The sequence below is a fragment of the Amycolatopsis sp. A133 genome, assembly GCF_031082405.1.
Lineage (GTDB): Bacteria > Actinomycetota > Actinomycetes > Mycobacteriales > Pseudonocardiaceae > Amycolatopsis.
Genome location: NZ_JAVHJU010000067.1, coordinates 374,040 through 395,504, shown reverse-complemented (window position 1 = coordinate 395,504; position 21,465 = coordinate 374,040). Strand labels below are relative to the sequence as shown.

18 protein-coding genes, 1 tRNA gene and 1 pseudogene are annotated in these 21,465 nt (G+C 70.3%); 11 read left to right on the top strand and 9 right to left on the bottom strand.

Translation table 11 applies throughout. From position 1 onward, the window contains the following. Nucleotide 1 precedes the first annotated feature (1 nt). Complete coding sequence (locus tag Q5425_RS40895) at nt 2-445, bottom strand: MarR family transcriptional regulator (RefSeq protein WP_308677779.1); 444 nt, start codon at nt 443-445, stop codon at nt 2-4. A 79-nt stretch (nt 446-524) separates the two neighbouring features. Here Q5425_RS40895 and Q5425_RS40890 point away from each other — a divergent pair, with 79 nt between their 5' ends. After that, a complete protein-coding gene (locus tag Q5425_RS40890; protein ID WP_308677778.1) occupies nt 525-1,031 on the top strand; it encodes a DinB family protein in 507 nt (168 codons plus the stop codon). A gap of 1 nt (nt 1,032) precedes the next feature. Here the strand turns inward: Q5425_RS40890 and Q5425_RS40885 are convergent, their stop codons facing one another. The 3 genes from Q5425_RS40885 to Q5425_RS40875 form a co-directional block, all read right to left on the bottom strand. Further along, a complete protein-coding gene (locus tag Q5425_RS40885) occupies nt 1,033-1,779 on the bottom strand; it encodes a DUF1295 domain-containing protein (protein ID WP_308677777.1) in 747 nt (248 codons plus the stop codon). After that, nucleotides 1,779-3,044, bottom strand: coding sequence for a cyclopropane-fatty-acyl-phospholipid synthase family protein (locus Q5425_RS40880; protein WP_308677776.1), 1,266 nt, complete (start codon nt 3,042-3,044; stop codon nt 1,779-1,781). The genes Q5425_RS40885 and Q5425_RS40880 overlap by 1 nt, the downstream gene beginning before the upstream one ends. Nucleotides 3,045-3,190: 146 nt before the next feature. Further along, on the bottom strand, nt 3,191-6,409 hold the full coding sequence (locus Q5425_RS40875) for a penicillin acylase family protein (protein ID WP_308677775.1): 3,219 nt from the start codon (nt 6,407-6,409) through the stop codon (nt 3,191-3,193). A gap of 141 nt (nt 6,410-6,550) precedes the next feature. Between Q5425_RS40875 and Q5425_RS40870 the strand changes: the two genes are divergently transcribed. Both Q5425_RS40870 and Q5425_RS40865 read left to right on the top strand, forming a co-directional pair. Next, entirely contained in the window at nt 6,551-6,925 is a 375-nt protein-coding gene (locus tag Q5425_RS40870) for an FKBP-type peptidyl-prolyl cis-trans isomerase (protein WP_308677774.1), read from the top strand. A 116-nt stretch (nt 6,926-7,041) separates the two neighbouring features. Further along, on the top strand, nt 7,042-7,773 hold the full coding sequence (locus tag Q5425_RS40865; protein ID WP_308677773.1) for a trypsin-like serine protease: 732 nt from the start codon (nt 7,042-7,044) through the stop codon (nt 7,771-7,773). Between the two features lie 94 nt (nt 7,774-7,867). Here Q5425_RS40865 and Q5425_RS40860 read toward each other — a convergent pair. Beyond that, a tRNA-Leu gene (locus Q5425_RS40860) sits at nt 7,868-7,950 on the bottom strand. 130 nt (nt 7,951-8,080) lie between these two features. Between Q5425_RS40860 and Q5425_RS40855 the strand changes: the two genes are divergently transcribed. From Q5425_RS40855 to pknB, 7 genes are all read left to right on the top strand, one after another. Then, entirely contained in the window at nt 8,081-9,316 is a 1,236-nt protein-coding gene (locus Q5425_RS40855) for a DUF3662 and FHA domain-containing protein (RefSeq protein ID WP_308677772.1), read from the top strand. Between the two features lie 100 nt (nt 9,317-9,416). Further along, nucleotides 9,417-9,878, top strand: coding sequence for an FHA domain-containing protein (locus Q5425_RS40850; RefSeq protein WP_003079002.1), 462 nt, complete (start codon nt 9,417-9,419; stop codon nt 9,876-9,878). Beyond that, on the top strand, nt 9,875-11,272 hold the full coding sequence (locus Q5425_RS40845) for a protein phosphatase 2C domain-containing protein (protein ID WP_308677771.1): 1,398 nt from the start codon (nt 9,875-9,877) through the stop codon (nt 11,270-11,272). Before Q5425_RS40850 ends, Q5425_RS40845 begins: the two co-directional genes overlap by 4 nt. Next, nucleotides 11,272-12,762, top strand: coding sequence for an FtsW/RodA/SpoVE family cell cycle protein (locus Q5425_RS40840; RefSeq protein ID WP_308677770.1), 1,491 nt, complete (start codon nt 11,272-11,274; stop codon nt 12,760-12,762). Before Q5425_RS40845 ends, Q5425_RS40840 begins: the two co-directional genes overlap by 1 nt. Then, the gene (locus tag Q5425_RS40835) at nt 12,759-14,228 is read left to right on the top strand and encodes a penicillin-binding transpeptidase domain-containing protein (protein WP_308677769.1); all 1,470 of its coding nucleotides are present in this window, start codon (nt 12,759-12,761) and stop codon (nt 14,226-14,228) included. Before Q5425_RS40840 ends, Q5425_RS40835 begins: the two co-directional genes overlap by 4 nt. 3 nt (nt 14,229-14,231) lie before the next feature. Then, complete coding sequence (locus tag Q5425_RS40830) at nt 14,232-15,560, top strand: serine/threonine-protein kinase (protein ID WP_308677768.1); 1,329 nt, start codon at nt 14,232-14,234, stop codon at nt 15,558-15,560. Further along, nucleotides 15,557-17,533 (top strand): Stk1 family PASTA domain-containing Ser/Thr kinase, encoded by a 1,977-nt coding sequence (gene pknB / locus Q5425_RS40825; RefSeq protein WP_308677767.1) that lies wholly within the window; start codon nt 15,557-15,559, stop codon nt 17,531-17,533. The genes Q5425_RS40830 and pknB overlap by 4 nt, the downstream gene beginning before the upstream one ends. A 57-nt stretch (nt 17,534-17,590) precedes the next feature. Here the strand turns inward: pknB and Q5425_RS40820 are convergent, their stop codons facing one another. From Q5425_RS40820 to Q5425_RS40805, 4 genes are all read right to left on the bottom strand, one after another. Then, nucleotides 17,591-17,908, bottom strand: a complete 318-nt coding sequence (locus Q5425_RS40820; RefSeq protein WP_308677766.1) for an effector-associated constant component EACC1 — start codon at nt 17,906-17,908, stop codon at nt 17,591-17,593. Nucleotides 17,909-18,008: 100 nt separating this feature from the next. After that, a complete protein-coding gene (locus Q5425_RS40815) occupies nt 18,009-18,650 on the bottom strand; it encodes a hypothetical protein (RefSeq protein WP_308677765.1) in 642 nt (213 codons plus the stop codon). Next, complete coding sequence (locus Q5425_RS40810) at nt 18,638-19,429, bottom strand: ABC transporter ATP-binding protein (protein ID WP_308677764.1); 792 nt, start codon at nt 19,427-19,429, stop codon at nt 18,638-18,640. Before Q5425_RS40810 ends, Q5425_RS40815 begins: the two co-directional genes overlap by 13 nt. Continuing rightward, nucleotides 19,426-20,070: an aminodeoxychorismate/anthranilate synthase component II gene (locus Q5425_RS40805; protein WP_308677914.1), complete on the bottom strand. Its 645-nt coding sequence runs from the start codon at nt 20,068-20,070 to the stop codon at nt 19,426-19,428. Before Q5425_RS40805 ends, Q5425_RS40810 begins: the two co-directional genes overlap by 4 nt. 112 nt (nt 20,071-20,182) lie before the next feature. Between Q5425_RS40805 and Q5425_RS40800 the strand changes: the two are divergent. Beyond that, nucleotides 20,183-21,393 (top strand): annotated as a pseudogene (locus Q5425_RS40800) (FAD-dependent oxidoreductase). The last annotated feature ends 72 nt before the right edge of the window (nt 21,394-21,465 follow it).

Here is a 21,465-nt window from a genome sequence, read left to right as displayed (position 1 = left end):
CTCAATGATCGGGTGAGTACGCGGCGGCCGACGCCGTCAGCCGCCGCAGGGTGGCGATGAGCTGCCGCCGCTCGGCGTCCCCGAGGCCCAGTGCGCAGCCGATCGCCGACGGGACGCCCGCGGCGCGCGTGCGCACCGCCCGGCCCTCGTCGGTCAGGCTGATCACCACCGTGCGTTCGTCCGCGGGCAGCCGTGTCCGCGTGACGAGCCCGTTGGCCTCGAGCCGCTTGAGCAGCGGGGAAAGCGTGCCGTAGTCCAGGTGCAGCGCCTCGCCGATCTCCTTGACCGGCCGGTCGTCGGACTCCCACAGCACCAGCAGCACCAGGTACTGCGGGTAGGTGAGGCCGAGTTCGCCGAGCAGGGGACGGTACGTGTCCGTCACCGCGCGCGACGCCGCGTAGAGCGCGAAGCAGGTTTGCTCATCCAGGAGGAACTCGTCCGGCACGTCCGTAAACCTAGCCCACGATTACATCGTGCGCAAGGTATTCGCCAGAACTGTCGGTGGTGGGTGCCAGACTCCGGCCATGACCGAACGACCGCAGCGCCCGGCTGTCCCGCTCACCGGCGGCGAGCGCGAAATCCTGACCAGCCTGCTCGACTACCACCGGGCCACGGTCGCCTGGAAGTCCGGCGGGCTGACCGAAGAGCAGGCGCGCCGCGTGCACCTGCCGAGCGAGCTGACGACCATCGCCGGCCTGCTCGCCCACCTCACCCTCGACGAATGGTTCTGGTTCGCCGTCGTCGTCGGCGGCGAAGAGGACACGTGGGAGGAACGCCTGAAGGACGACCCGGACGCGGAGTTCCGCATCCCGCCCGGGACCTCGGTGGCCGAACTGCTCGCCGGCTACGAGGAGCAATGCGCCCGCAGCCGCGAGATCGTCGCGAAACACGGCTTGGACGACGAAGTGACGCACAAAGCCGAAACCTTCAACGTCCGCTGGGTCCTCACGCACATGATCGAAGAGACCGCCCGGCACGTCGGCCACCTCGACGTGCTGCGCGAGCTGACCGACGGCCTCACCGGGGAGTGACTCACCTGGGTGGCCACGGGAAGAAGCCGCTGGTGCGCTCAGCGTAGTGCGCGTACGCCGGGCGGGTGCGCGCCATTCCCTTCTCCAGCAACGGTTTACCGGTCCCGCGGACCAGGGTGAAGGTCATCGCCACGGGGGAGAGGATCGTCGCCGCACCCGGCCACGTCGAGCACGCCAGGAGGTAGAGCCCCCACCACACGCACGCGTCGCCGAAGTAGTTCGGGTGCCGCGTGTAGCGCCACAGCCCGGTGTCCAGCACGCGGCCGCGGTTGGCCGGGTCGGCCTTGAACCGGCGCAGCTGCTCGTCGCCGATCGTCTCGAACGCAAAACCGATCAGCCACACCACCACCCCGGTCCAGCCGAGCACGCCGATCCCCGTGCCGTCCACCGCGAACTGCACCGGCAGCGACACGAAGTAGAGGACCACGGCCTGGAGCAGGTACACCCGGACGAACATCCGCAGCGGTCCCGGACCCATCCCGGCGTACCGCGGGTCCTCCGGCAGCTTGTGGTTGCGCAGGTGCAGGTGCACCGACAACCGCACGCCCCACACGACTGTCAGCGCGGTGACCACGAGCCGCAGCGGCAGCGGGCCGTCCCCGAACGGGAAGGCCACCACAGCGACGAGGGCAAAACCGAGGCCCCAGAACGTGTCGATCGTGTCGTACCGCTTGCGTGCCCGGGCGATCCCGAACGTCACGACCACCGCCACGAGCGTGACGGCGGCCGTGACGAGCAGCTGCGGCATCAGGACCACTCCCGCGTCGCGGGCAGGCCGCTGCCGCCGTGCCGGTCGGGCCGCACGGCCAGGATCTGGTCCACGCCCATCCGGTTCTCCTCGAACGCCAGCGCCCCGCCCACCAGGTACAGCCGCCAGACCCGCGCGCCCGTCTCGCCGATGAGCGCGACGACGTCGGCCCAGTTCTCCTCCAGGGTGTCGGCCCAGGCCCGGACCGTCCACACGTAGTGCTCGCGCAGCGCGTGCACGTCCCGGACCTCGAGCCCGGCCGTCTCCAGGTGCCCGATGGTCCGGCCGACCGGCCGCATGGTCATGTCCGGGGCGATGTAGCGCTCGATGAACGCGCCGCCGCCGGGGGCGACGTTCCCGCGGGACATCTGCTGCAGCAGCACCCGGCCGCCCGGCTTGACCATGCGGTGCAGCGTCGCCGCGTACGCCGGGTAGTTGAGCTCGCCGACGTGCTCGCCCATCTCGATCGACGCGACCGCGTCGAACGGCGCGTCCGGCAGCTCCCGGTAGTCCTGGCGGCGCACCTCGACGCGGTCCGCCAGATCGTGCTGCGCGAGCCGGCCGCGGACGTGCTGCAGCTGCTCGGCCGACAACGTGATGCCGACGGCCTCGACGCCGTGGTGCTTCGCCGCGTGCACGAGCAGCGAACCCCAGCCGCAGCCGATGTCCAGCAGCCGCATCCCCGGCCGCAACCCGAGCTTCCGGCAGATCAGCTCCAGCTTGTCGTGCTGCGCCTGCTCGAGGCTCGACGAGCCGGACGTGAAGTAGGCGCACGAATAAGCCATCGACTCGTCCAGCAGCAGCTGGTAGAAGGCGTTGCCCAGGTCGTAGTGGTGGGCGATGGCGGAGCGGTCGCGCAGCAGGCTGTGCAGCTTCCCGGACAGCCGGGCCTCTTCCGCGGGCGGTTTCGGCGGCAGCCCGGCGACGCCGAGCCGGACGGCCAGCCCGGCCGCCGCTGCCCACTCGCGCGGCCCCGGCTTGACCCGGGTGAGCTCGCCCGTGCGGGTGAGGGCCCAGATCCGGCGGAAGCCGTCCGCCAGGTCTCCTTCGACGTCGAGGTCGCCGGTGACGTAGGCGCGGGCGAGCCCCAGCTCCCCGGGCGCGAAGAGCAGGCGGCGCAGGGCGCGGCGGTTGCGCAGCACCACGGTCGGCGCGTCCGCCGGGCCGGCGCGGGTTCCGTCCCAGGTCCGCAGGCCGACGGGGAGTGACCCGCCGAGGAGCTTCCCGGCGAACGAGGCGAGGCGGTGCGCGGTGGTGTTCGGCATGTGCGGGATTCGCGCTCCCCGGCCCGGTGGATTGGTCGCCGCCGGTCACCAACCCGTCGTGAGTGGTAAGGCGGGTTCTAACCCGTCGTGAGTGGTAAGGCGGGTTAGAACCCGCCTTACCACTCACGACAGCCGCGGCAGACTTCTCAGTGGGCGTACACCTCGAACTCGTAGAGCGAGTAGCCGTACTTGGTGCCGCGCTGGACGCCCTGCAGCTTCACGAACCGGGCCGGGGTCGCGGCGAACGAGACGTTGTCCTGCCCGCCGTCCCCGTCGGTCACCGCGGCCGCGTCCGTCCAGTGCGCCGCGTCGGACGAGAGCTGGATCCGGTAGCTCTTGCCGTACGCGGACTCCCAGCTGAGCAGCACCCGCGAAACCTGCTGGACCGAACCGAGGTCGACGGTGATCGCCTGGTCGTCGCTCCAGTCGCTGGCCCAGCGGGTCGAGCCGTTCCCGTCGATCGCGTTCGACGCCGGCGAGTTGAAGAAACCGGACTCGGCGCTCGTGGCGCTGACCGTCTTCGCCGCCGCCAGGTTCGCGATGTTGTCCCCGCGGTGCGCGGCGTACTCGACGACCTGCTGGAACGTCGGGCGGTTCTGCCAGCTGATCTTGTCCTGCGTGATGCCGCCGAGCGGGTTGTGCACGATCGAGTCGGCGCACCACTGGTCGCCGGCCGAGCAGTTCGCGTCACCGGGGTAGACGGTGTTCGCGGGCTGGCCGGCGGCGGTGGTCAGCGAGTCGACGAGCGCCTGGCGGCACGCGGTGACGTCGCCGCCGCCGCAGAACGTCTGCGCGAGCGGGCCCGCCACCGGCTGGCCGAGCACCTGCCGGATGTCCTTGCTGACGTAACCCCACCAGCCGTACTGGAACGACGAGCCCTTGTGCGGCTGCCCGGCGTGCTGCCCGTTGCCGTTCTGCCACCCGGACGGGCTTTCGTTGATGCCGAGCACGCCGGTCATCGCGTTGTAGGCGTTGTCGCCCAGGCCCGGCTTGAACTCGGCCTGGACCAGCAGCGGCCACCAGGCGTCGAAGATGCGGATCGCGTCGGCGTCCGCGTACGCCTTGCTGCCCGGCGAAGTCTCCGTGCGCAGCTGGCCGTGGGAGAGCCAGGTCTTGAGCTTCGCCTCGGCGTCCGCCGCCGCGCCGGTGGCCGGCGCCTTGTCGAGCACCTGCAGCAGCAGCGGCAGCACGCGCTCGGCCCGCAGGTCGGCGAGTGCGGCCTCCGACATCGCCTGGGTCAGGTTGACCCGGGTGACCTTGGTGCCGCTGGTGATCAGCTTCTTCACCCGCGAGTCGAGCAGGTCGACGCGGTGCACGGCGGACTTGTCCGCGCCGGCCGCCGCGTAGCCGTTGGCCTGGGCGTTGTTCCAGCTGACGTAGTAGTCCTGGTTGACCGACTGCGGGTGCTGCGACGACGGCGTGTAGTTCGCGACGTTGCCCGCCGGGTTCCAGCCCGTCCAGTCGTGGCCCTGGTCGCCCCACACCGGCATGTTCGGGTCCACATTGGACTGCCGAGCGGGGTTGGCGCCCGAGTTGTAGTAGGCGATGTCCCTGGAGTCGGCGTAGAACCAGTTGAAGGTGAAGTTGATGTCGGCCGCGGCCCGCTGGAAGTCCGCCGCGGACTTGACGAAGGTCGGGTCGTTCAGCTCCTGGAACCCGATCAGCGAGTCGACCTCGTGGAAGTAGGACGACCGCAGGGCCGCGTACGCCACCGGCTTGCCGCCGACGGTCGCCCGGCTCTGCACCGGCCCGTACCTGGTCCGGTAGCTGCGCAGCGTGTACGAGCCCGCCGCCGTGCCGTCGGCCACCGTCGGCTTCCAGGCGTTCTTGACCTCCACGGTCTCCATCGGGACGCACTTGCCCTGGTAGGTGTAGTGGTTCGAGTCCTTCGTCGGCGCGTTGCCGCTCGGGTCGCACAGCTGCAGCGCGTAGGTGTCGATGATGTCCTGCGCCGACGTCGTCGCGCTCCACGAGTAGTCCTGGCCGCGGCCGAGGAGCACGTACATGCTCAGCCCGGCGAAGGCGGCGCCGCGGGCGCTGATGCCCGGGCCCTGCAGCTCCTGCAGGAGCAGCAGCTGCGGCGCGAAGTAACCGGTCTGCGGGCCGAACACCGCGACCGGGTGGCCGCTGGCGGTCTTCGCGCCGGAGACGAGCAGCGCGTTGGACATGCCGTGCTTCTCGCTCAGCATGTTGGCCGGCAGCACGCCATTCTCGAACATCCCGCGGGCGGGCTCCTGCTCGGCGGGCGCGGCGACGTCCACAGTGGACGGCGTCGCGGTCGCGGCCGAGCCGGTCTTGTCGAACACCAGCTGCTGCGGGGTCACCGAGTTCTTGTCCGGCATGGCCTGCCCGACCGCGTTGGCCGGCGTCTTGCCGTACGGGAAGGTCTGGCCGTCGTGCAGCGTCTTGACCGCCTCGGGGTCGTCCTCCGCCCGCAGGCTCTGCCACACCTTCTCGCCCTGCACGACGCCGTACTTCTCCTGCAGCGCGAGCTTCGCGATGGCGTTCTGCACCTCGCCGCCGCCGCCCGCGCCGAACTCGGCGCCGACCAGCGAGGCGAGCGCGACCAGGTCGGTCAGCTTGAACGGGTCGATCGTGCCGGCGTTGGTGATCGAGTCGACGTGCCCGGTCAGCACGTACTCGCCCGGGAAGTACCGGCCGCTGTGGGAGTCGGTGATGTACTTGTTGATGCCGTCGACGTAGGCCTGCGCGTCGGCGAGGCCCTGCGCGCCACGCGGGCCGCTGGCGGCGGTGCGGTCGATCTGCTGCTGCAGCTCGGTTTCGGTGTACGGCGCGTTCGCGAAGAACTGCTGCTCGAGCTCGCGGTTGGCTTCGGCGCCGCCGGCGAACGAGGTGACCTGGCCGCGAGCGGCGTGGCGCAGGACGTCCATCAGCCACAGCCGGTCCTGCGCGGCCGCGTACCCGGCGCCGAACTCGGTGCCGGCGCGGGTGGTCCCGGTGATGTGCGGGACGCCGAGGGCCTTGTCGCGCACGATGGTGACGTCCGCACGCGGTTTTGTCGTGCTCGCCACCTGGTCGGCCGGGACGCCGAACGAGGAGTCGTTGAAGTACTGGTTGATCGCACCGGTGGTCAGCGTCTTGTAGCCGTTGGCCAGCGAGGAGTACTTCCCGAGCTGGTCGGCCGAGTGCGCCGGGCGGGTGCCGAGCAGCTTGTGCGCCAGTATCTCCGCGAGGGTGGCACTGCCCTGCTCGCCGGGTGGGAGAATGTCGCTGCACTGCCCGCCGCAGTAGTCGTCGGGCGACACGGCCGCCTGCGCGGCCGGCGCGGTGACGGCGACCTGGGTGAGCCCGGCCACGAGGGCCCCCAGTGCCGTTACGGTCAGGGCGCGGATGCGACGTCGCATGCCGGGCTCCCCTCAGTCCAGAAAAGTGACGAAGCGCACGCTACCCAGCAGTAGGGGAAGTGTGAAGACTTTTCGCGTTTTTCCCCTCCTTGGGCGTAGTCCGATCGGCGCAGCATTCGGGGCGTCGGTACGGTGAGGCCCATGACCTTGGAAAAGCCCCTCATCGACCCCCCGGACGGACCTGCGCCGGCCGACCTCGAGATCACCGACATCACCGTCGGTGACGGCGCGGAGGCCACGGCGGGCAAGACCGTCACCGTGCACTACGTCGGCGTCGCGCACTCGACCGGCGAAGAGTTCGACGCGTCCTGGAACCGCGGCGAGCCGCTGCGCTTCGGCCTCGGTGCCGGCCAGGTCATCTCCGGCTGGGACCAGGGTGTCGCGGGGATGAAGATCGGCGGCCGCCGCAAGCTGGTGATCCCGCCGCACCTGGCCTACGGCGACCGCGGTGCCCCCGGCGCGATCAAGCCCGGCGAAACGCTCATCTTCGTCGTCGACCTGGTCGGCGTGAACTGACCCGTGGGCCGGGCGTCACCCGATGGTCCACCGGGTGACGCCCGGCCAGGGAATTCCCCCTCCGCGGCAGCGGCCCTAACGTCGAACGTCGACCACCGACTCGACGAAGGGGAAGAATGCGCCTGCGCGCCCTGCTCGCCGCCGCCGTTTTGACCATCACGACCGCCCCCGCCGCGGGGGCCGTCGCCCACGGTTCCGACGTTCCACCGGGACAGCTCGGGTTCGTCGCGAAGCTCGCGATGACGAAGATCCCGCGACCGGACGGCTCGACGTACAGCAGCTACTGCACCGGCGCGCTCGTCGCGCCCGCCTGGGTGCTGACGACCGGCCACTGCTTCCACGACGCCCACCGCGACCGCGTCTCGGGCAAGGTCCCCTACCCGACGACGGTGACACTGGGCCTGGTCGACGAAGCCACGGAGTCGGGCATCGCCCGCCGAGCCACCGAGGTCCTCCAGGCCAAGGAGAACGACGTGGCCCTGGTCCGCCTCGACTCCCCGGTCACGGGGGTGACCCCGTTGGCCGTGAACCGCACCACCCCGAAGGTCGGCCAGCAGCTGACCCTGGCGGGCTGGGGCAGCCTGACGGGCCAGGACCCCAAGCCGGCCACCCGCCTCCAGCAGGGCACGGTGGCCGTGGCGAAGGTGGACCCGACCACCCTCGGCGTCCGCGGCTCGGCCCCGGAGATCACGACGAGCGCGTGCACGTACGACTCGGGAGCCCCGTACTTCACGGGCAACCAGCTGGTCTCCCTGGAGGCAACGGGACCGGGCTGCCCCCACGCGGGCGTCGAGACGACGAGCCGGGCGGACGTGATCGCGGACTGGATCACCACCCACACGGCGTAACTTCGCCGTGGGCGAACAGGCTCGTGACGTACCCCACGGGCCTGGTCCGGACAACGAAGAAAGGCCCCGGCTGATAGCCGGGGCCTTTCTCGGGTGGGCGAGGAGGGAGTTGAACCCTCACGTCCTTTCGGACACACGGACCTGAACCGTGCGCGTCTGCCATTCCGCCACTCGCCCGAGCGCTTGTCTCAAGCAGCGAAGAGAAGACTAGCAGGTGCTTTGAACAGCTTTCACCGGGGGCCGTGTAGAGGCTGGCTCACCCGGATAGGATCGGTGCGGAAGCACACGTGTGAGGAGGTTTTCCCCGGTGGGCCGCGCCGAACGATTCGACAGGCGACTCGAGAACCTGGTGGGGAACACTTTCGCGCGCATGTTCGGTGGCAATGTCGTCACGCAGGAAGTGGCGATCGCCCTGGAGCGGGAGAGTGAGGAGAACGTTCGTGAGCTGGCAGGCGGTCGGCAGCTCGCCCCGAATCACTACATCGTGTCCCTGGGGGCAGCTGACCACGAGCGCATGGCCGGTGACGAACAACGCGTCACCCAGGTGCTGGCCGAGGCGGTGGCGGAACACCTCGCCGCCGAAGGCCTGGACACCTATGGTGACGTCGTCGTATCACTCGAGCGCAACGAGGCGCTGCATACTGGACAGTTCAAGACCCGTTCGTCCGTCGATCCCGACGCCCGCCCCTCAGGCGCCGGTTCACCGCGGTCGGCACGACCCAGCAACGCAGGAGACCCAGCAATGAGCCAGCCCCCCGGCTACGGCCAATACGACCAGGGTGACCCGTACGGCCAGCAGGGCCAGTACGGCTACGGACAGCAGGGTGGCCAGCAGCCCGGGTACGACCAGGGTTACGGCCAGCAGGGTGGATACGACCAGTACGGCGCCCAGCAGCCGGGTGGTGGTTACGACCAGTACGGCCAGCCGCAGGGCGGCGGGTACGAACAGGGCGGCTACCAGCAGCCACCCCCGCAGGGCGGCGGCTACGACCAGGGCTACGCCCAGCCCCAGGGCGGCGGCTACGACCAAGGCGGCTACGCCCAGCCTCAAGGCGGCGGCTACGACCAAGGCGGCTACGCCCAGCCCCAGGGCGGCTACGACCAGGGCTACCAGCAGCCGGGGTACGACCAGTACGGCGGCCAGCAGCAGGCCGGCTACGACCAGTACGGCCAGCAGCAGGCGTACGGCCAGCCGGCCGCGGACCCGTACGGCCAGCAGGGCGGCTACGGCCAGCCCCCGGCGGCGGGCCGCCAGCTCGCGGCGAGCCTGCAGCTGGACGACGGCTCGAACCGGACGTACTCGCTGAAGCAGGGCGGGAACGTCGTGGGGCGCGGCCAGGACGCCGACTTCCGCCTGCCGGACACCGGGGTTTCGCGCCGCCACCTGGAGATCACCTGGGACGGCCAGAGCGCGACGCTCGCCGACATCGGCTCGACCAACGGCACGACCGTGAACGGCACCCCGGTCCAGACCTGGCAGCTCGCCGACGGCGACGTCATCCGGGTGGGTCATTCGTCCCTCGTGTTCCGTACACAGGGCTGACTCGGGACCCGGAATACTGTTCCCGCAGAATTGACGTGCGGGGGGACCGCGGCGTACCCGCGTCGCGGCTGCGCGGAAGAGTCGGGAGCGGACACACCAAGTGCCAGAGCTGGTCGTACAACTCACCAGGGTGGGCTTCCTCGTGCTGCTCTGGCTCTTCGTGTTCGCTGCGCTCCGAGTCGTGCGCTCGGACCTCTACGCGGCTTCGGGCATGCGCGTCCAGGTGCCGACCTTCGGGCGCAAGAAAGAGAAGAAGCCGCGCAACAGCAAGTCGCCGCAGCAGCTGCTGGTGACCCACGGCGCGCTCGCCGGGACGCGCATCGCGCTGGACGGCAGGCCGATCCTGATCGGCCGCGCCGACGACTCGACGCTGGTGCTCGACGACGACTACGCATCGACCCGGCACGCGCGGATCGCCCAGCGCGGTGAGGACTGGTACGTGGAAGATCTGGGCTCGACGAACGGGACCTACCTCGACCGGGCTAAGGTCACTGCACCCCTCCGGGTCCCGCTCGGAGTCCCCATCCGGATCGGCAAGACGGTGATCGAGCTTCGCCCATGACTCTCGTCCTCCGCTACGCAGCCCGCAGCGACCGGGGCCTGGTGCGTTCGAGCAACCAGGACTCCGTGTACGCCGGCCCTCGCCTGCTCGCGCTCGCCGACGGCATGGGTGGGCACGCGGCAGGCGAAGTCGCCAGCAAGGTCGTCATCGCGTCCCTCGCCCCGCTCGACGACGACGAGCCGGGTGACGACCTGCTCGCCCAGCTGCGCGAGGCGGTGGCCAACGGCAACGCCGCGATCGCCGAGCTCGTCTCGCAGGACCCGGACCTGGACGGCATGGGCACCACGCTCACCGCCGTCCTGTTCGCCGGCACCCGGCTGGGGCTGGTGCACGTCGGCGACTCGCGGGCCTACCTGCTGCGCAGCGGCCAGTTCGCGCAGATCACCCGGGACGACAGCTTCGTCAACGAACTCCTCGAACAGGGCCGGATCACGCCCGAAGAGGCGGCGGTGCACCCGCAGCGGTCGCTGCTGCTGAAGGCGCTGACCGGGCACGAGGTCGAGCCGAGCCTGACCGTGCGCGAAGCCCGCGCCGGCGACCGCTACCTGATCTGCTCGGACGGCCTCTCCGGCATGGTCAGCGACGAGACGCTGGCCGAGGCCGTGCAGATCCCGGACCCGCAGCAGTGCGCGGACCGGATGATCGAGCTGGCGCTCAAGGGCGGCGGCACCGACAACGTCACGGTGATCATCGCCGACGTGGTCGACGTCGACTTCGGCGAGGACGCGCCCATCGTGGGCGGCGCCGCCGGGGACGGCAGCGACGAACGGCACCAGGGCGACTCGCCCGCGGCGCGGGCCAGGGCGCTCACCCAGCCGCCCCCGCCGCCGCGCACGGAACTGCCGCAGCCCCAGGAAGACCCGAAAGCCCGGCGCCGGAAGCGGTTCCGCTGGCTGGCCGGCGCGCTGGTGGTCCTCGTGGTGCTCGCCGCGGCCGCCATCGCCACCCGCTACTTCGTGCTGAGTCAGTACTATGTCGGCGAGGGAGCGGACGGGGAGGTCGTGATCTACCGCGGCGTCCCCGGCAGCATTCTCGGCATCGACCTGCACTCCTACGAGCAGGGTTCCTGCCCGCCCAGCCAGGTGTGCACGGACAAGCTGCGCGTCACCCAGCTCCAGGAGGACGCGCGGCTGGCGGTGCAGAACGGCGTCAAGAAGGACAACCTCGACGAAGCCCGGAAGTACATCGACGACTTCCTGCAGCTGCGCAAGCGCCTGAACAACTGCGCGCCGACGGGCGGTCAGCCGTCCCCGACGCCGACCCCTCCGGTCACGCCGACGACGACTCCGTCGGCTCCGGCCGGCTCCACTGCTCCGTCGTCGGTGAACCAGCCAGCGGGGAGGGACTGCTCGACGCCGAGTTCGACGGCACCGACGAACGGAGGCGGTAACTGATGAGCCAGCCCGCCGCGGCGCGCGCCGCCGAACCGCTCGCCGCGCAGTTCCAGACGAACCCGCCGCGCGAGGTCCCGACCCGCCGCAACACCGAGCTGGTGCTGCTGGGGTTCGCGGCGTTCATCGTCACCATCGCGCTGGTCCTGGTGGAAGCGAACCAGGAGCAGGAACTCACCACGTCGATCATCTGGCTCGGCCTGGCCTACCTCGGCGTGCTGACCGGCGCGCACCTGGCCGTCCGCAAGTGGGCGCCGTACGCCGATCCCGTGCTGCTCCCCTGCGTCGCGCTGCTGAACGGCATCGGGCTGGTGATGATCCACCGGATCGACCTGGCCCTGGCCGAGCGGGCCACGCAGCAGGGCAAGGACTACACACCCGCGGTCACCGCGCAGGTGCTGTTCACCGTCATCTCGCTGGTGTTCTTCGTCGTCGTGCTCGTCGTGGTCAACGACCACCGCACGCTGACCCGCTACGGCTACACCGCGGGCCTGGTCGGGATCGTCGCACTGGCGCTGCCCGCGCTGCTGCCGTCGAGCCTGTCCGAGGTCAACGGCGCCAAGGTGTGGCTGAAGCTGCCGTTCTTCTCGATCCAGCCGGGCGAGTTCGCGAAGATCCTGCTGATGATCTTCTTCGCCTCGTTCCTGGTGTCGAAACGGGACCTGTTCATGGTGGCGGGCAAGAAGCTCGTCGGCGTGGAGCTCCCGCGCGCCCGCGACCTCGGCCCGATCCTCATCGCCGCGTTCGTCTGCATCGGCATCCTGGTGTTCGAGAAGGACCTCGGCACGTCACTGCTGTTCTTCAGCGTCATCCTGGTGATGCTGTACGTCGCGACCGAGCGGGTCATCTGGGTCGTCCTGGGCCTCAGCTTCTTCGCCGTCGGCTGCGTCATCGCCTACAACCTCTTCACGCACGTCCAGCAGCGCGTGGCGAACTGGCTGGACCCGCTGGCCACCTACGACCAGGCCGGCGGCGGTTACCAGCTCGCGCAGGGCCTGTTCGGGCTCGGCACCGGTGGCGTCGGCGGCACCGGGCTCGGCGCCGGGCGGCCGGACATGGTGCCCGAGGCCAACACCGACTTCATCACCGCGTCGATCGGCGAAGAGCTCGGTTTCATCGGGCTGGCCGCGGTGCTGATGCTGTACTTGCTGGTCGCCATGCGCGGCATGCGCAGCGCGCTGGCCGTGCGCGACACGTTCGGCAAACTGCTGGGCGGCGGGCTCGCGTTCACCATGGTCATGCAGATCTTCGTCGTCGTCGGCGGGGTCACGAAACTCATCCCGGAGACCGGTATCACCGCCCCGTTCCTGTCCAAGGGTGGTTCGTCGCTGCTCGCGAACTACATCCTGGTCGCGCTGCTGCTCCGCATCTCCGACGCGGCCCGCAAGCCCGCCTCCCGCCCGAAGCCGCAGCAGCAGCCGCAGGCCCCGATCGCGGAAGCGCACACCGTGCTCGTGCAGCGCCCGCCGGCGGACGGGGGTGCGCAGGCGTGAACACCCCGCTCCGCAAGGTCGGCATGGCGATGCTCGTGATGATCGTCCTGCTGCTCGGCAACGCCACCTACATCCAGGTGGTGAAGGCCGACGACTACCGCACCGACTCGCGCAACGCCCGCGTGCTCTACGAGGAGTTCGCCCGCCAGCGCGGCAAGATCGTGTCGCAGGCCAACGGCGAGGTGCTGGCCAGCATCAACCCGTCGAACGACAAGTACAAGTACATCCGGACCTACGCCGACGGCCCGATGTACGCGCCGGTCACCGGCTACTACTCGATCAACTACGGCGCGGGCGGCCTGGAGCGCGCCGAGGACGACGTCCTCAACGGCTCCGACCCGCGGCTGTTCGTGCGGCGGCTGTCGGACATGGTCACCGGCCGGGACCCCAGCGGCGGCAACGTCCGGCTGACCATCGACCCGGCCGTGCAGAAGGCCGCGTACGACCTGATGACGCAGAAGGGCTACACCGGCGCCGTCGTCGCGATGGAGCCGAGCACCGGGCGGATCCTGGCGATGGTCTCGACGCCGTCGTACGACCCGAACCAGCTCGCTTCGCACACGTCGAAGGCGCAGACGGACGCCTGGAACGCGAACAACAAGGACCCGAAGAAGCCCATGCTGAACCGGGCGATCTCGGAGACCTACCCGCCGGGGTCGACGTTCAAGCTGGTCACCGCGGCGGCCGCGCTCGAAGACGGCAAGGGCCCGGACACGCCGATCGACCCGGCACCGAACACCAAGCTCCCCGGCACGAGCGTCACGCTGGAGAACTACGCGGGCCAGGGCTGTCCCGGCACCACGTTCAAGGACGCGCTCGCGCACTCCTGCAACGTGCCGTTCGCGCAGTTCGCCGGCCAGCTGGGCGCCGACAAGATGAAGAAGACGGCGGCGAACTTCGGCATCGGGCAGACCGACCTGACCGTGCCGATGAAGGTCGCCCCGTCGACGGTCGGCCCGCTCGACTCGCAGGGGGCGCTCTTCCAGAGCGGCATCGGCCAGCGCGACGTCCGGCTGACGCCGCTGCAGGACTGCCTCCTCGCGGCCACCGTGGCCAACGGCGGGATGGCGATGAAGCCGCAGCTGGTGCAGTCGGTGCTGGCACCCGACCTGTCGACGATCGAGGACTACAGCCCCAGCGAGCTCACCGGCACCGCGGCGCTGTCGTCGTCGAACGCCGCGATCCTCAAGGACATGATGATCGCTTCCGAGGGCTTCACCAAGGGCGGCGGCAAGCGCGCGGACATCCAGATCGCGTCGAAGACCGGCACCGCCGAGCACGGCACGGACTCCAAGAACACCGCCCCGCACGCCTGGTACACCGCCTTCGCCCCCGCCGACAACCCGCAGATCGCGGTCGCCGTGATCGTCGAGGACGGCGGCAACCGGGGGCTCGCGGCCACCGGCGGCTCGGTCGCGGCGGAAATCGGCCGTGCGGCCATCAACGCGAAGCTCGGGGGTGGATAGCGCATGCTGTCCTCCGGTCAGCTGCTGGCCGACCGCTACAAGCTGACGAGCCGGATCGCCGTCGGCGGGATGGGCGAGGTCTGGCAGGCCAGCGACACCCGGCTCGACCGGACCGTGGCCGTCAAGATCCTCAAGGCCGAACTCTCCGGCGACGCCGAGTTCCTCCACCGCTTCCGCACCGAAGCGCGGATGACGGCGTCCCTGAACCACCCCGGCATCGCCGCGGTGCACGACTACGGCGAGACCATCTTCGACGGTGATCTGCCGATCGCGTACCTGGTGATGGAGCTCGTCGACGGCGACCCGCTGGCCGGGTTGCTGGCCAAGCACGGGCGGCTGTCGGCGGAGTTCACGCTCGACATGCTCGAGCAGGCGGGCAACGCGCTGCAGGCCGCGCACTCCCACGGCCTGGTCCACCGCGACGTCAAGCCGGGCAACATCCTGGTGACGTCGGCGGGCCAGGTGAAGATCACCGACTTCGGCGTGGCGAAGGCGGCCGACGCGGCCCCGGTCACCCGGTCCGGGATGGTCATGGGCACAGCGCACTACATCGCGCCGGAGCAGGCGCTCGGGCAACCGGCGGAGCCGGCGTCCGACGTCTACTCGCTGGCGGTGTGCGGTTACGAATGCCTCGCCGGGCACCGGCCGTTCCTGTCCGAGAACGCCGTGACGGTCGCGATGATGCACATCCGCGACGTCCCGCCGCCGCTGCCACCGGACGTGCCGCCCGCGGCGCGCGCGGTGATCGAGGCGACCCTGATCAAGGATCCGCGGCAGCGCTACAACAACGGTGGCGAGTTCGCGGCCGCCGTCGCCGCGGTCCGCGCCGGGCAGCCGCTGCCGACGCCGTCCGGGCTGGTCAACGCCGCGTACGCGACGGGGCAGCAACCCCAGCAACCGCAACAGCAGCAGCCACCGCCCTCGATGCCGGTGCCGCAGCAGCAGTTCCCCCCGCCGCAGCAGCCGATGCCGGTCGGCCCGCCGTCCCCCGCGATGAACCCGATGCCCGTCATCGGGCCGCCGTCGCGGCCCGCCATGCGGCAGGTCATGCTGCCGGCCCCCCGGCGGAAGACGCAGTGGGGCTGGTGGGCACTTCTCGCGGCGATCCTGCTCGTTGTCCTGGTCGCGGGCATCGTGCTGGTGGCGAAAATGCTGGGCGGCAACGGCTCGCCATCGCACCCGGGCCAGACGCAGAGCCAGGTGTTCCCGGGCAGACCGGCGGAACCGACGGCCACGGGCGCCGGTGCGGCGAGCACTCCGGGCACGACCGACGATGGCCGGCAAGGCATCATGACCACACCCTGGACGGAATGGAACGGCACCCAGAGATGAGCACACCCAGACTGCTCTCCAACCGGTACGAGCTGGGCGATACGCTCGGCTACGGAGGCATGTCCGAGGTCCATCACGGCCACGACGTGCGTCTCGGCCGGGAAGTCGCGATCAAGATCCTCCGTGCCGACCTCGCCAGGGACCCGCAGTTCCAGGAGCGCTTCCGCCGCGAGGCGCAGAACGCCGCCGCGCTGAACCACCCGGCGATCGTCGCGGTCTACGACACCGGTGAGGCGAACACCGAGTTCGGTCCGCTGCCGTACATCGTCATGGAGTACGTCGAAGGCCGGACGCTGCGCGACATCGTCAAGACCGAGGGTCCGATGTCGCAGAAGCGGGCGATGGAGGTCATGGCCGACGTCTGCGCGGCCCTGGACTTCTCGCACCGCCACGGCATCGTGCACCGCGACGTCAAGCCGGCCAACGTGATGATCACGAAGAACGGCGCGGTCAAGGTGATGGACTTCGGCATCGCGCGCGCGATGCACGACGGCCAGTCCGCCATGACCCAGACGGCCGCCGTGATCGGCACGGCGCAGTACCTCTCGCCGGAGCAGGCCCGCGGCGAGTCGGTCGACGCGCGTTCCGACGTCTACGCCGCCGGTTGCGTGCTGTACGAACTGATCACCGGCGAGCCGCCGTTCACCGGCGACTCCCCGGTCGCGGTGGCCTACCAGCACGTCCGCGAGGACCCGAACCCGCCGTCGTCGGTGAACCCGGCGGTGGCGCCGGAACTGGACGCGGTCGTACTGAAGGCGCTGGCCAAGGGCCCGGCGAACCGCTACCAGTCGGCGGCGGAGATGCGCTCGGACCTGGTGCGCACCCTCTCGGGCCAGCGCCCGGTGGCGCCGATGGTGATGTCCGAAGACGAGCGCACGCAGGTGATGAACGCCGACCGGCGGCAGCCGCAGCGCTACGACGAGTACAGCGAGCCGGACGACGAAGACCCGAAGGCCAAGCGCCGTCGCCGCACGATCCTGGCCGCGGTCGCCGCGTTGTTCGTGCTGGGCGCGGTGCTGCTGATCATGTGGCTGTCGGGCTCGTTCAAGAGCAACGACGCGACCACGGTGGCGATCCCGGACGTGCTGCACCAGACGGTGCCCCAGGCCCGGGAGACGTTGAAGAGCAAGGGTTTCGACGGCACGATCGAGACGAAGCAGGTCACCTGCGGGGTGCAGCCGACCGACGGCAACCCGGAGTGCGGCCAGGACGACATCAACAAGGTCATCAAGATCGACCCGTCGGTCGGCGTCTCCGTCGCGACCAACACGAAGATCGCGCTGTACGTCGGCGTCGCCCCGGGCAAGGCCAGCGTGCCGGACCTCAAGGGCAAGACGCGTGATCAGGCCGAGCAGGCGCTGACCGAGGCGAAGCTGACCCTGGACCCGGCCGTCGACGAGACCGAGGTCACCGACCCGAACCAGGCCGGCCTGGTGCAGAACCAGACCCCCTCCCCGGGGTCCGAGGCTTCCCAGGGCAGCAGCGTGAAGATCACGGTGGGCAAGTCCAAGCAGCTCAAGACGGTCCCCGACTTCACCGGCAAGCCGTACTCCCAGGCCAAGGCGGCGCTGGAGGGCGCGGGCTGGAAGACGAAGAAGGCCGAGGTGGCGTCGGAGACGGTGCCGAAGGATTCGGTCGTCACCCAGAACCCGAACGGTGGTCAGCTGGGGATCGGCGAGACGATCACGCTCACCGTGTCGACCGGCCCCGACCAGACTCAGCCGACCCAGATCCAGATGCCGAGCCTGGTCGGCATGACCTTCGAAGAGGCGCAGCAGAAGCTGCAGAGCATGGGCTGGTCCGGGAACCTGAGCCAGCGACCGGACCGGACCAGCGGGCAGCCGGACGGCACGGTCACCGGCCAGAACCCCAAGGCGGGCAGCCAGATCGACAAGGACCAGCAGGTCACCGTCACCGTTGCGGAAAGCTTGTTCCCGACAACAACGAAGACCTCCGGCGGCGGCAGCCCCTGATCCCGCTGCACACGACGAAGGCCCGCACGGTTCGCCGTGCGGGCCTTTTTTTGCGGGTCAGGACTGGTCGAGGAATTCCCGGACGGCCCCGAGAACCTGCTCGGCGTCGCTGGCGGCCCCGAAGTCGAGCTCGAGTTCTTCGGCGGCACCGGAGCGTTTGACCTTCAGCGAGACGCGGGCTTCGCGGCCCCGCGTCAGCCAGGCGAAGAGCGAGCGGCAGAAGACGCCGGCGGAGTTGCTCGAAACCCCGACCACAACGGCATCGAAGACCTGGACGCGGCCACGGAGTTCATCTTCGCCGCGCAGCCAGGCGGCGAGCTCCGGAAGCTCGCCGTCGGAGTTTGGCACGGTGATCGCGACGATCCCAGCCGTCACCCGATCTCCTTCCACCCAGAACCGGAGAGGCCCCGAACCTTAGTCGGCCGCGTGCTCCCGCTGGAAGCCCGTGAGGGAAATTGAATTCTGCAATTTGCAGTCAGGAGCGCCGGCGCACGAGTTCCGAAACGACGAAGAAGCTCGCGGCCAGCATCGCCACCGCCGTCACGAGCGCCACGACCAGCGGGCCGCCGACGGGTTCCTCGTCGGTCAGGGCGTGGAGCAGGGGGTGGACCAGCGGGATCTTCGCAAGCAACACCACGACCAGGGTGATCACCGCCGCGAGGACCGTCCAGCCGATGCGGTGGACCAGCAGCCGGGAGCACGGGAGCGCGATCGCGATGCCCAGCACCGCGCACGCGAGGTGGGCGAGGAACCCGATGCCGAGCGCCGACGGCTGGATCCGCAACGACTTCAGCGCCGACCACCCCTCGGTGATCGCGGTGAGGACCAGCGAGCACGCCAGCACGGTGAGGATCGCGCCGGTGATCATCCGGCGCCATTGGCGTGCGTGGCTCAAGGTGACCAGGCGCTGCACCGGGTCTTCGATGTCGAGCAGCGCGATCGTCAGCCAGCACGAGACGACCAGCAACCCGCCGGCGCTGACGCCGAACAGCGGCAGCGGCGGCGAGTGCGGGTCGGCGTAGAGGATCACGCACAGCGCGAGGTAGGCCAGCAGAGCCGGCAGGTACCGCTGTGAATGGCCGAGCAGCGCGAGGTAGTACCGCGTCAGGGCGAGCACGGCGCCACCTCCCGCACCGACCAGCCGTCTTCGAGCGCCCGCAGCAGCACCGCGTCGACGCGGCCGACCTCGACCGTGAGCACCACGTGGGGGCCCTCGGTGACGGCGTGGCGGACGCCGGGCTCGTCCGTCCAGCCGGTGCCGCCGCCGCGCAGCACGATCCGCGTGGTCGGCTCCGCGCTTTCTGTCGTGAGCCGTCCGCCGTCCATCCGGTGGACGACGTCGGCGTGGTCGTGCACCACCTGGGGCCGGTGGTCGGTGAACACGACGCTCGCGCCGCGCGCCCGCGTCTCGGCGACGAGCTCGCCGAGGATCGCGTGCGTCCCGACGTCCAGCCCGGACCACGGCTCGTCGAGGATCAGCAGGTCGGGCCGGACCATGACGGCCTGTGCGAGCCCCACCTTCTGCGCGTTGCCCTTGGACAGGGTGCGCAGCGGGGCCGCCGGACCGCCGACGAGGGCGAGGCGTTCGAGCAGCGGGTCGATCACCGAGAGGTCGGCGAGGCCGTGGATGCGGGCCATGTGCCGCAGGTAGGCGCGGGCGCCCATGCGCTGGCCGGCCGGGAACCGGTCCGGCAGGTAGCCGATCCGCGGGGTGCCGCCGACGGTGCCGGTGGTCGCGTGTGAGACGCCGGCCATGATCCGCAGCAGCGTCGACTTCCCGGAGCCGTTGCTGCCGAGGATGCCGACGACGTGCCCGGGCTCGACGGTCAGGTCGACGTCGTGGAGGACGAAGTCACCGCGCCCGTACCGCTTGCCGACCCCCTCGAGCCGGATCACGCAACAGCGGCCTTCTGGAGCGCCTTGGTCGCCCGCTCGAGTTCGTCGACCCGCACCGGGTCGACGGGGTGGCCCGCGGCGGCCAGCCAGTTCGCGAGCATCCGGTGGCCGCCTTCGGTGAGCACGGACTCCGGGTGGAACTGGACGCCCTCCAGCGGCAGCTCGCGGTGGCGCATGCCCATCACGATGCCGGACTCGGTGCGCCCGGTGATCTCGAAGACGGTGTCGGAGATCGTGTCGGGCACCACGGTCAGGGAGTGGTACCGCGTGGCCGTGAACTCCCCGGGCAGGTCCTGGAGGATGCCGGCGCCGGTGTGGCGCACCTGGCTCGTCTTGCCGTGGAGCAGTTCGGGGGCGCGGTCGACGGTCGCGCCGTAGACGACGCCGAGCGCCTGGTGGCCGAGGCAGACGCCGAGCATCGGCGTGCGCGTCTCGGCGCACTTGCGGATGACGTCCATGCTCTGACCGGCGCGTTCGGGGGTGCCGGGGCCGGGAGAAACGAGCACGGCGTCGAACTCCGGCACGCGGTCGAGGTCCACGACGTCGTTGCGCCAGACCGTGCAGTCGGCGCCGAGCTGGGCCAGGTACTGGACCAGGTTGTAGACGAAGCTGTCGTAGTTGTCGACGACGAGAACGCGCATGGCGCCGAGCTTACCGGCTCCCACCTGGTGGACCGTACGCCAAATCACATTTTAGGTTAGGTGATCCTAACTTACCGTGGGTCGGGTGAGCCGATCTCTTCGTGTAGCCGTGGTGGGCGCCGGTCCCGCCGGGATCTACGCCGCCGACATCCTGGACAAGTCCGACGCCGACGTCTCCATCGACCTGTTCGAGCGGATGCCGGCGCCCTTCGGCCTGATCCGGTACGGCGTCGCGCCCGACCACCCGCGCATCAAGGGCATCGTGACGGCGCTGGAGAAGGTGCTCTCGAAGCCGAACATCCGGCTGCTGGGCAACATCGACTACGGCACCGACATCAAGCTCGACGAGCTGCGCGAGTTCTACGACGCGGTGATCTTCTCCACCGGCGCGTCCGCCGACCGCGCGCTCGACATCCCGGGCATCGACCTCGACGGCAGCTACGGCGCCGCCGACTTCGTGTCCTGGTACGACGGCCACCCGGACGTGCCGCGCACCTGGCCGCTGACCGCGTCTTCGGTCGCGGTGCTGGGCGTGGGGAACGTCGCACTGGACGTCGCGCGGATCCTGGCGAAGACGGCCGACGAGCTGCTGACCACGGACATCCCGGACAACGTCCACCAGGGGCTCAAGGCCAGCCCGGTGACCGACGTGCACGTGTTCGGCCGCCGCGGGCCGGCGCAAGCGAAGTTCACGCCGCTGGAGCTGCGGGAGCTGGACCACTCGCCGAACGTCGAGGTCATCGTGTACCCCGAGGACATCGAGTTCGACGACGGCAGCATCGCGGCGCTGCGCGCGTCAAAGCAGGTCGACATGGTGGTGAAGACGCTGCAGGAGTGGGCGATCCGCGAGCCGGGCACCCGGCAGCGGCGGCTGCACCTGCACTTCACGACTGGGACGTCCAGGCGGTGTACCGCGCGGTCGGCTACCTGTCCTCGCACCTGCCGGAGCTGCCGTTCGACCACGCGGCCGGCGTGGTGCCGAACCAGGCGGGCCGCGTGCTCGACCTGGACGAGAACCAGCTGCCGGGCGTGTACGTGACGGGCTGGATCAAGCGTGGCCCGGTCGGCCTGATCGGCCACACGAAGGGCGACGCGGCGGAGACGATCGCGAGCCTCCTGGCGGACGCGGACACCCTGGCGGCACCGAAGTACGCGTCGCCGGACGCGATCCTGGACTTCCTGGCGACGCGCGGCATCCCGGTCACGAACTGGGAGGGCTGGGGCCGGCTCGACGCACACGAGAAGGCGCTGGGTTCGGCGGCGGGCCGGGCGCGGATCAAGGTGGTGGAGCGCGAGGAGATGACCCGGGTCTCGCGCGGCTAAGCAGTCTGCCGCGGCTTGTCGTGAGTGGTAAGGCGGGTTAGAACCCGCCTTACCACTCACGACATGCCGAGG

What these genes read in the sequence shown, in the direction of transcription:
- Q5425_RS40890 (WP_308677778.1), top strand. Translation starts at nt 525, where the DNA reads ATGACCGAACGACCGCAGCGCCCGGCTGTCCCGCTCACCGGCGGCGAG.
- Q5425_RS40875 (WP_308677775.1), bottom strand. Translation starts at nt 6,409, where the DNA reads ATGCGACGTCGCATCCGCGCCCTGACCGTAACGGCACTGGGGGCCCTC.
- Q5425_RS40880 (WP_308677776.1), bottom strand. Translation starts at nt 3,044, where the DNA reads ATGCCGAACACCACCGCGCACCGCCTCGCCTCGTTCGCCGGGAAGCTC.
- Q5425_RS40865 (WP_308677773.1), top strand. Translation starts at nt 7,042, where the DNA reads ATGCGCCTGCGCGCCCTGCTCGCCGCCGCCGTTTTGACCATCACGACC.
- Q5425_RS40840 (WP_308677770.1), top strand. Translation starts at nt 11,272, where the DNA reads ATGAGCCAGCCCGCCGCGGCGCGCGCCGCCGAACCGCTCGCCGCGCAG.
- Q5425_RS40870 (WP_308677774.1), top strand. Translation starts at nt 6,551, where the DNA reads ATGACCTTGGAAAAGCCCCTCATCGACCCCCCGGACGGACCTGCGCCG.
- Q5425_RS40885 (WP_308677777.1), bottom strand. Translation starts at nt 1,779, where the DNA reads ATGCCGCAGCTGCTCGTCACGGCCGCCGTCACGCTCGTGGCGGTGGTC.
- Q5425_RS40805 (WP_308677914.1), bottom strand. Translation starts at nt 20,070, where the DNA reads ATGCGCGTTCTCGTCGTCGACAACTACGACAGCTTCGTCTACAACCTG.
- Q5425_RS40830 (WP_308677768.1), top strand. Translation starts at nt 14,232, where the DNA reads ATGCTGTCCTCCGGTCAGCTGCTGGCCGACCGCTACAAGCTGACGAGC.
- Q5425_RS40845 (WP_308677771.1), top strand. Translation starts at nt 9,875, where the DNA reads ATGACTCTCGTCCTCCGCTACGCAGCCCGCAGCGACCGGGGCCTGGTG.
- pknB (WP_308677767.1), top strand. Translation starts at nt 15,557, where the DNA reads ATGAGCACACCCAGACTGCTCTCCAACCGGTACGAGCTGGGCGATACG.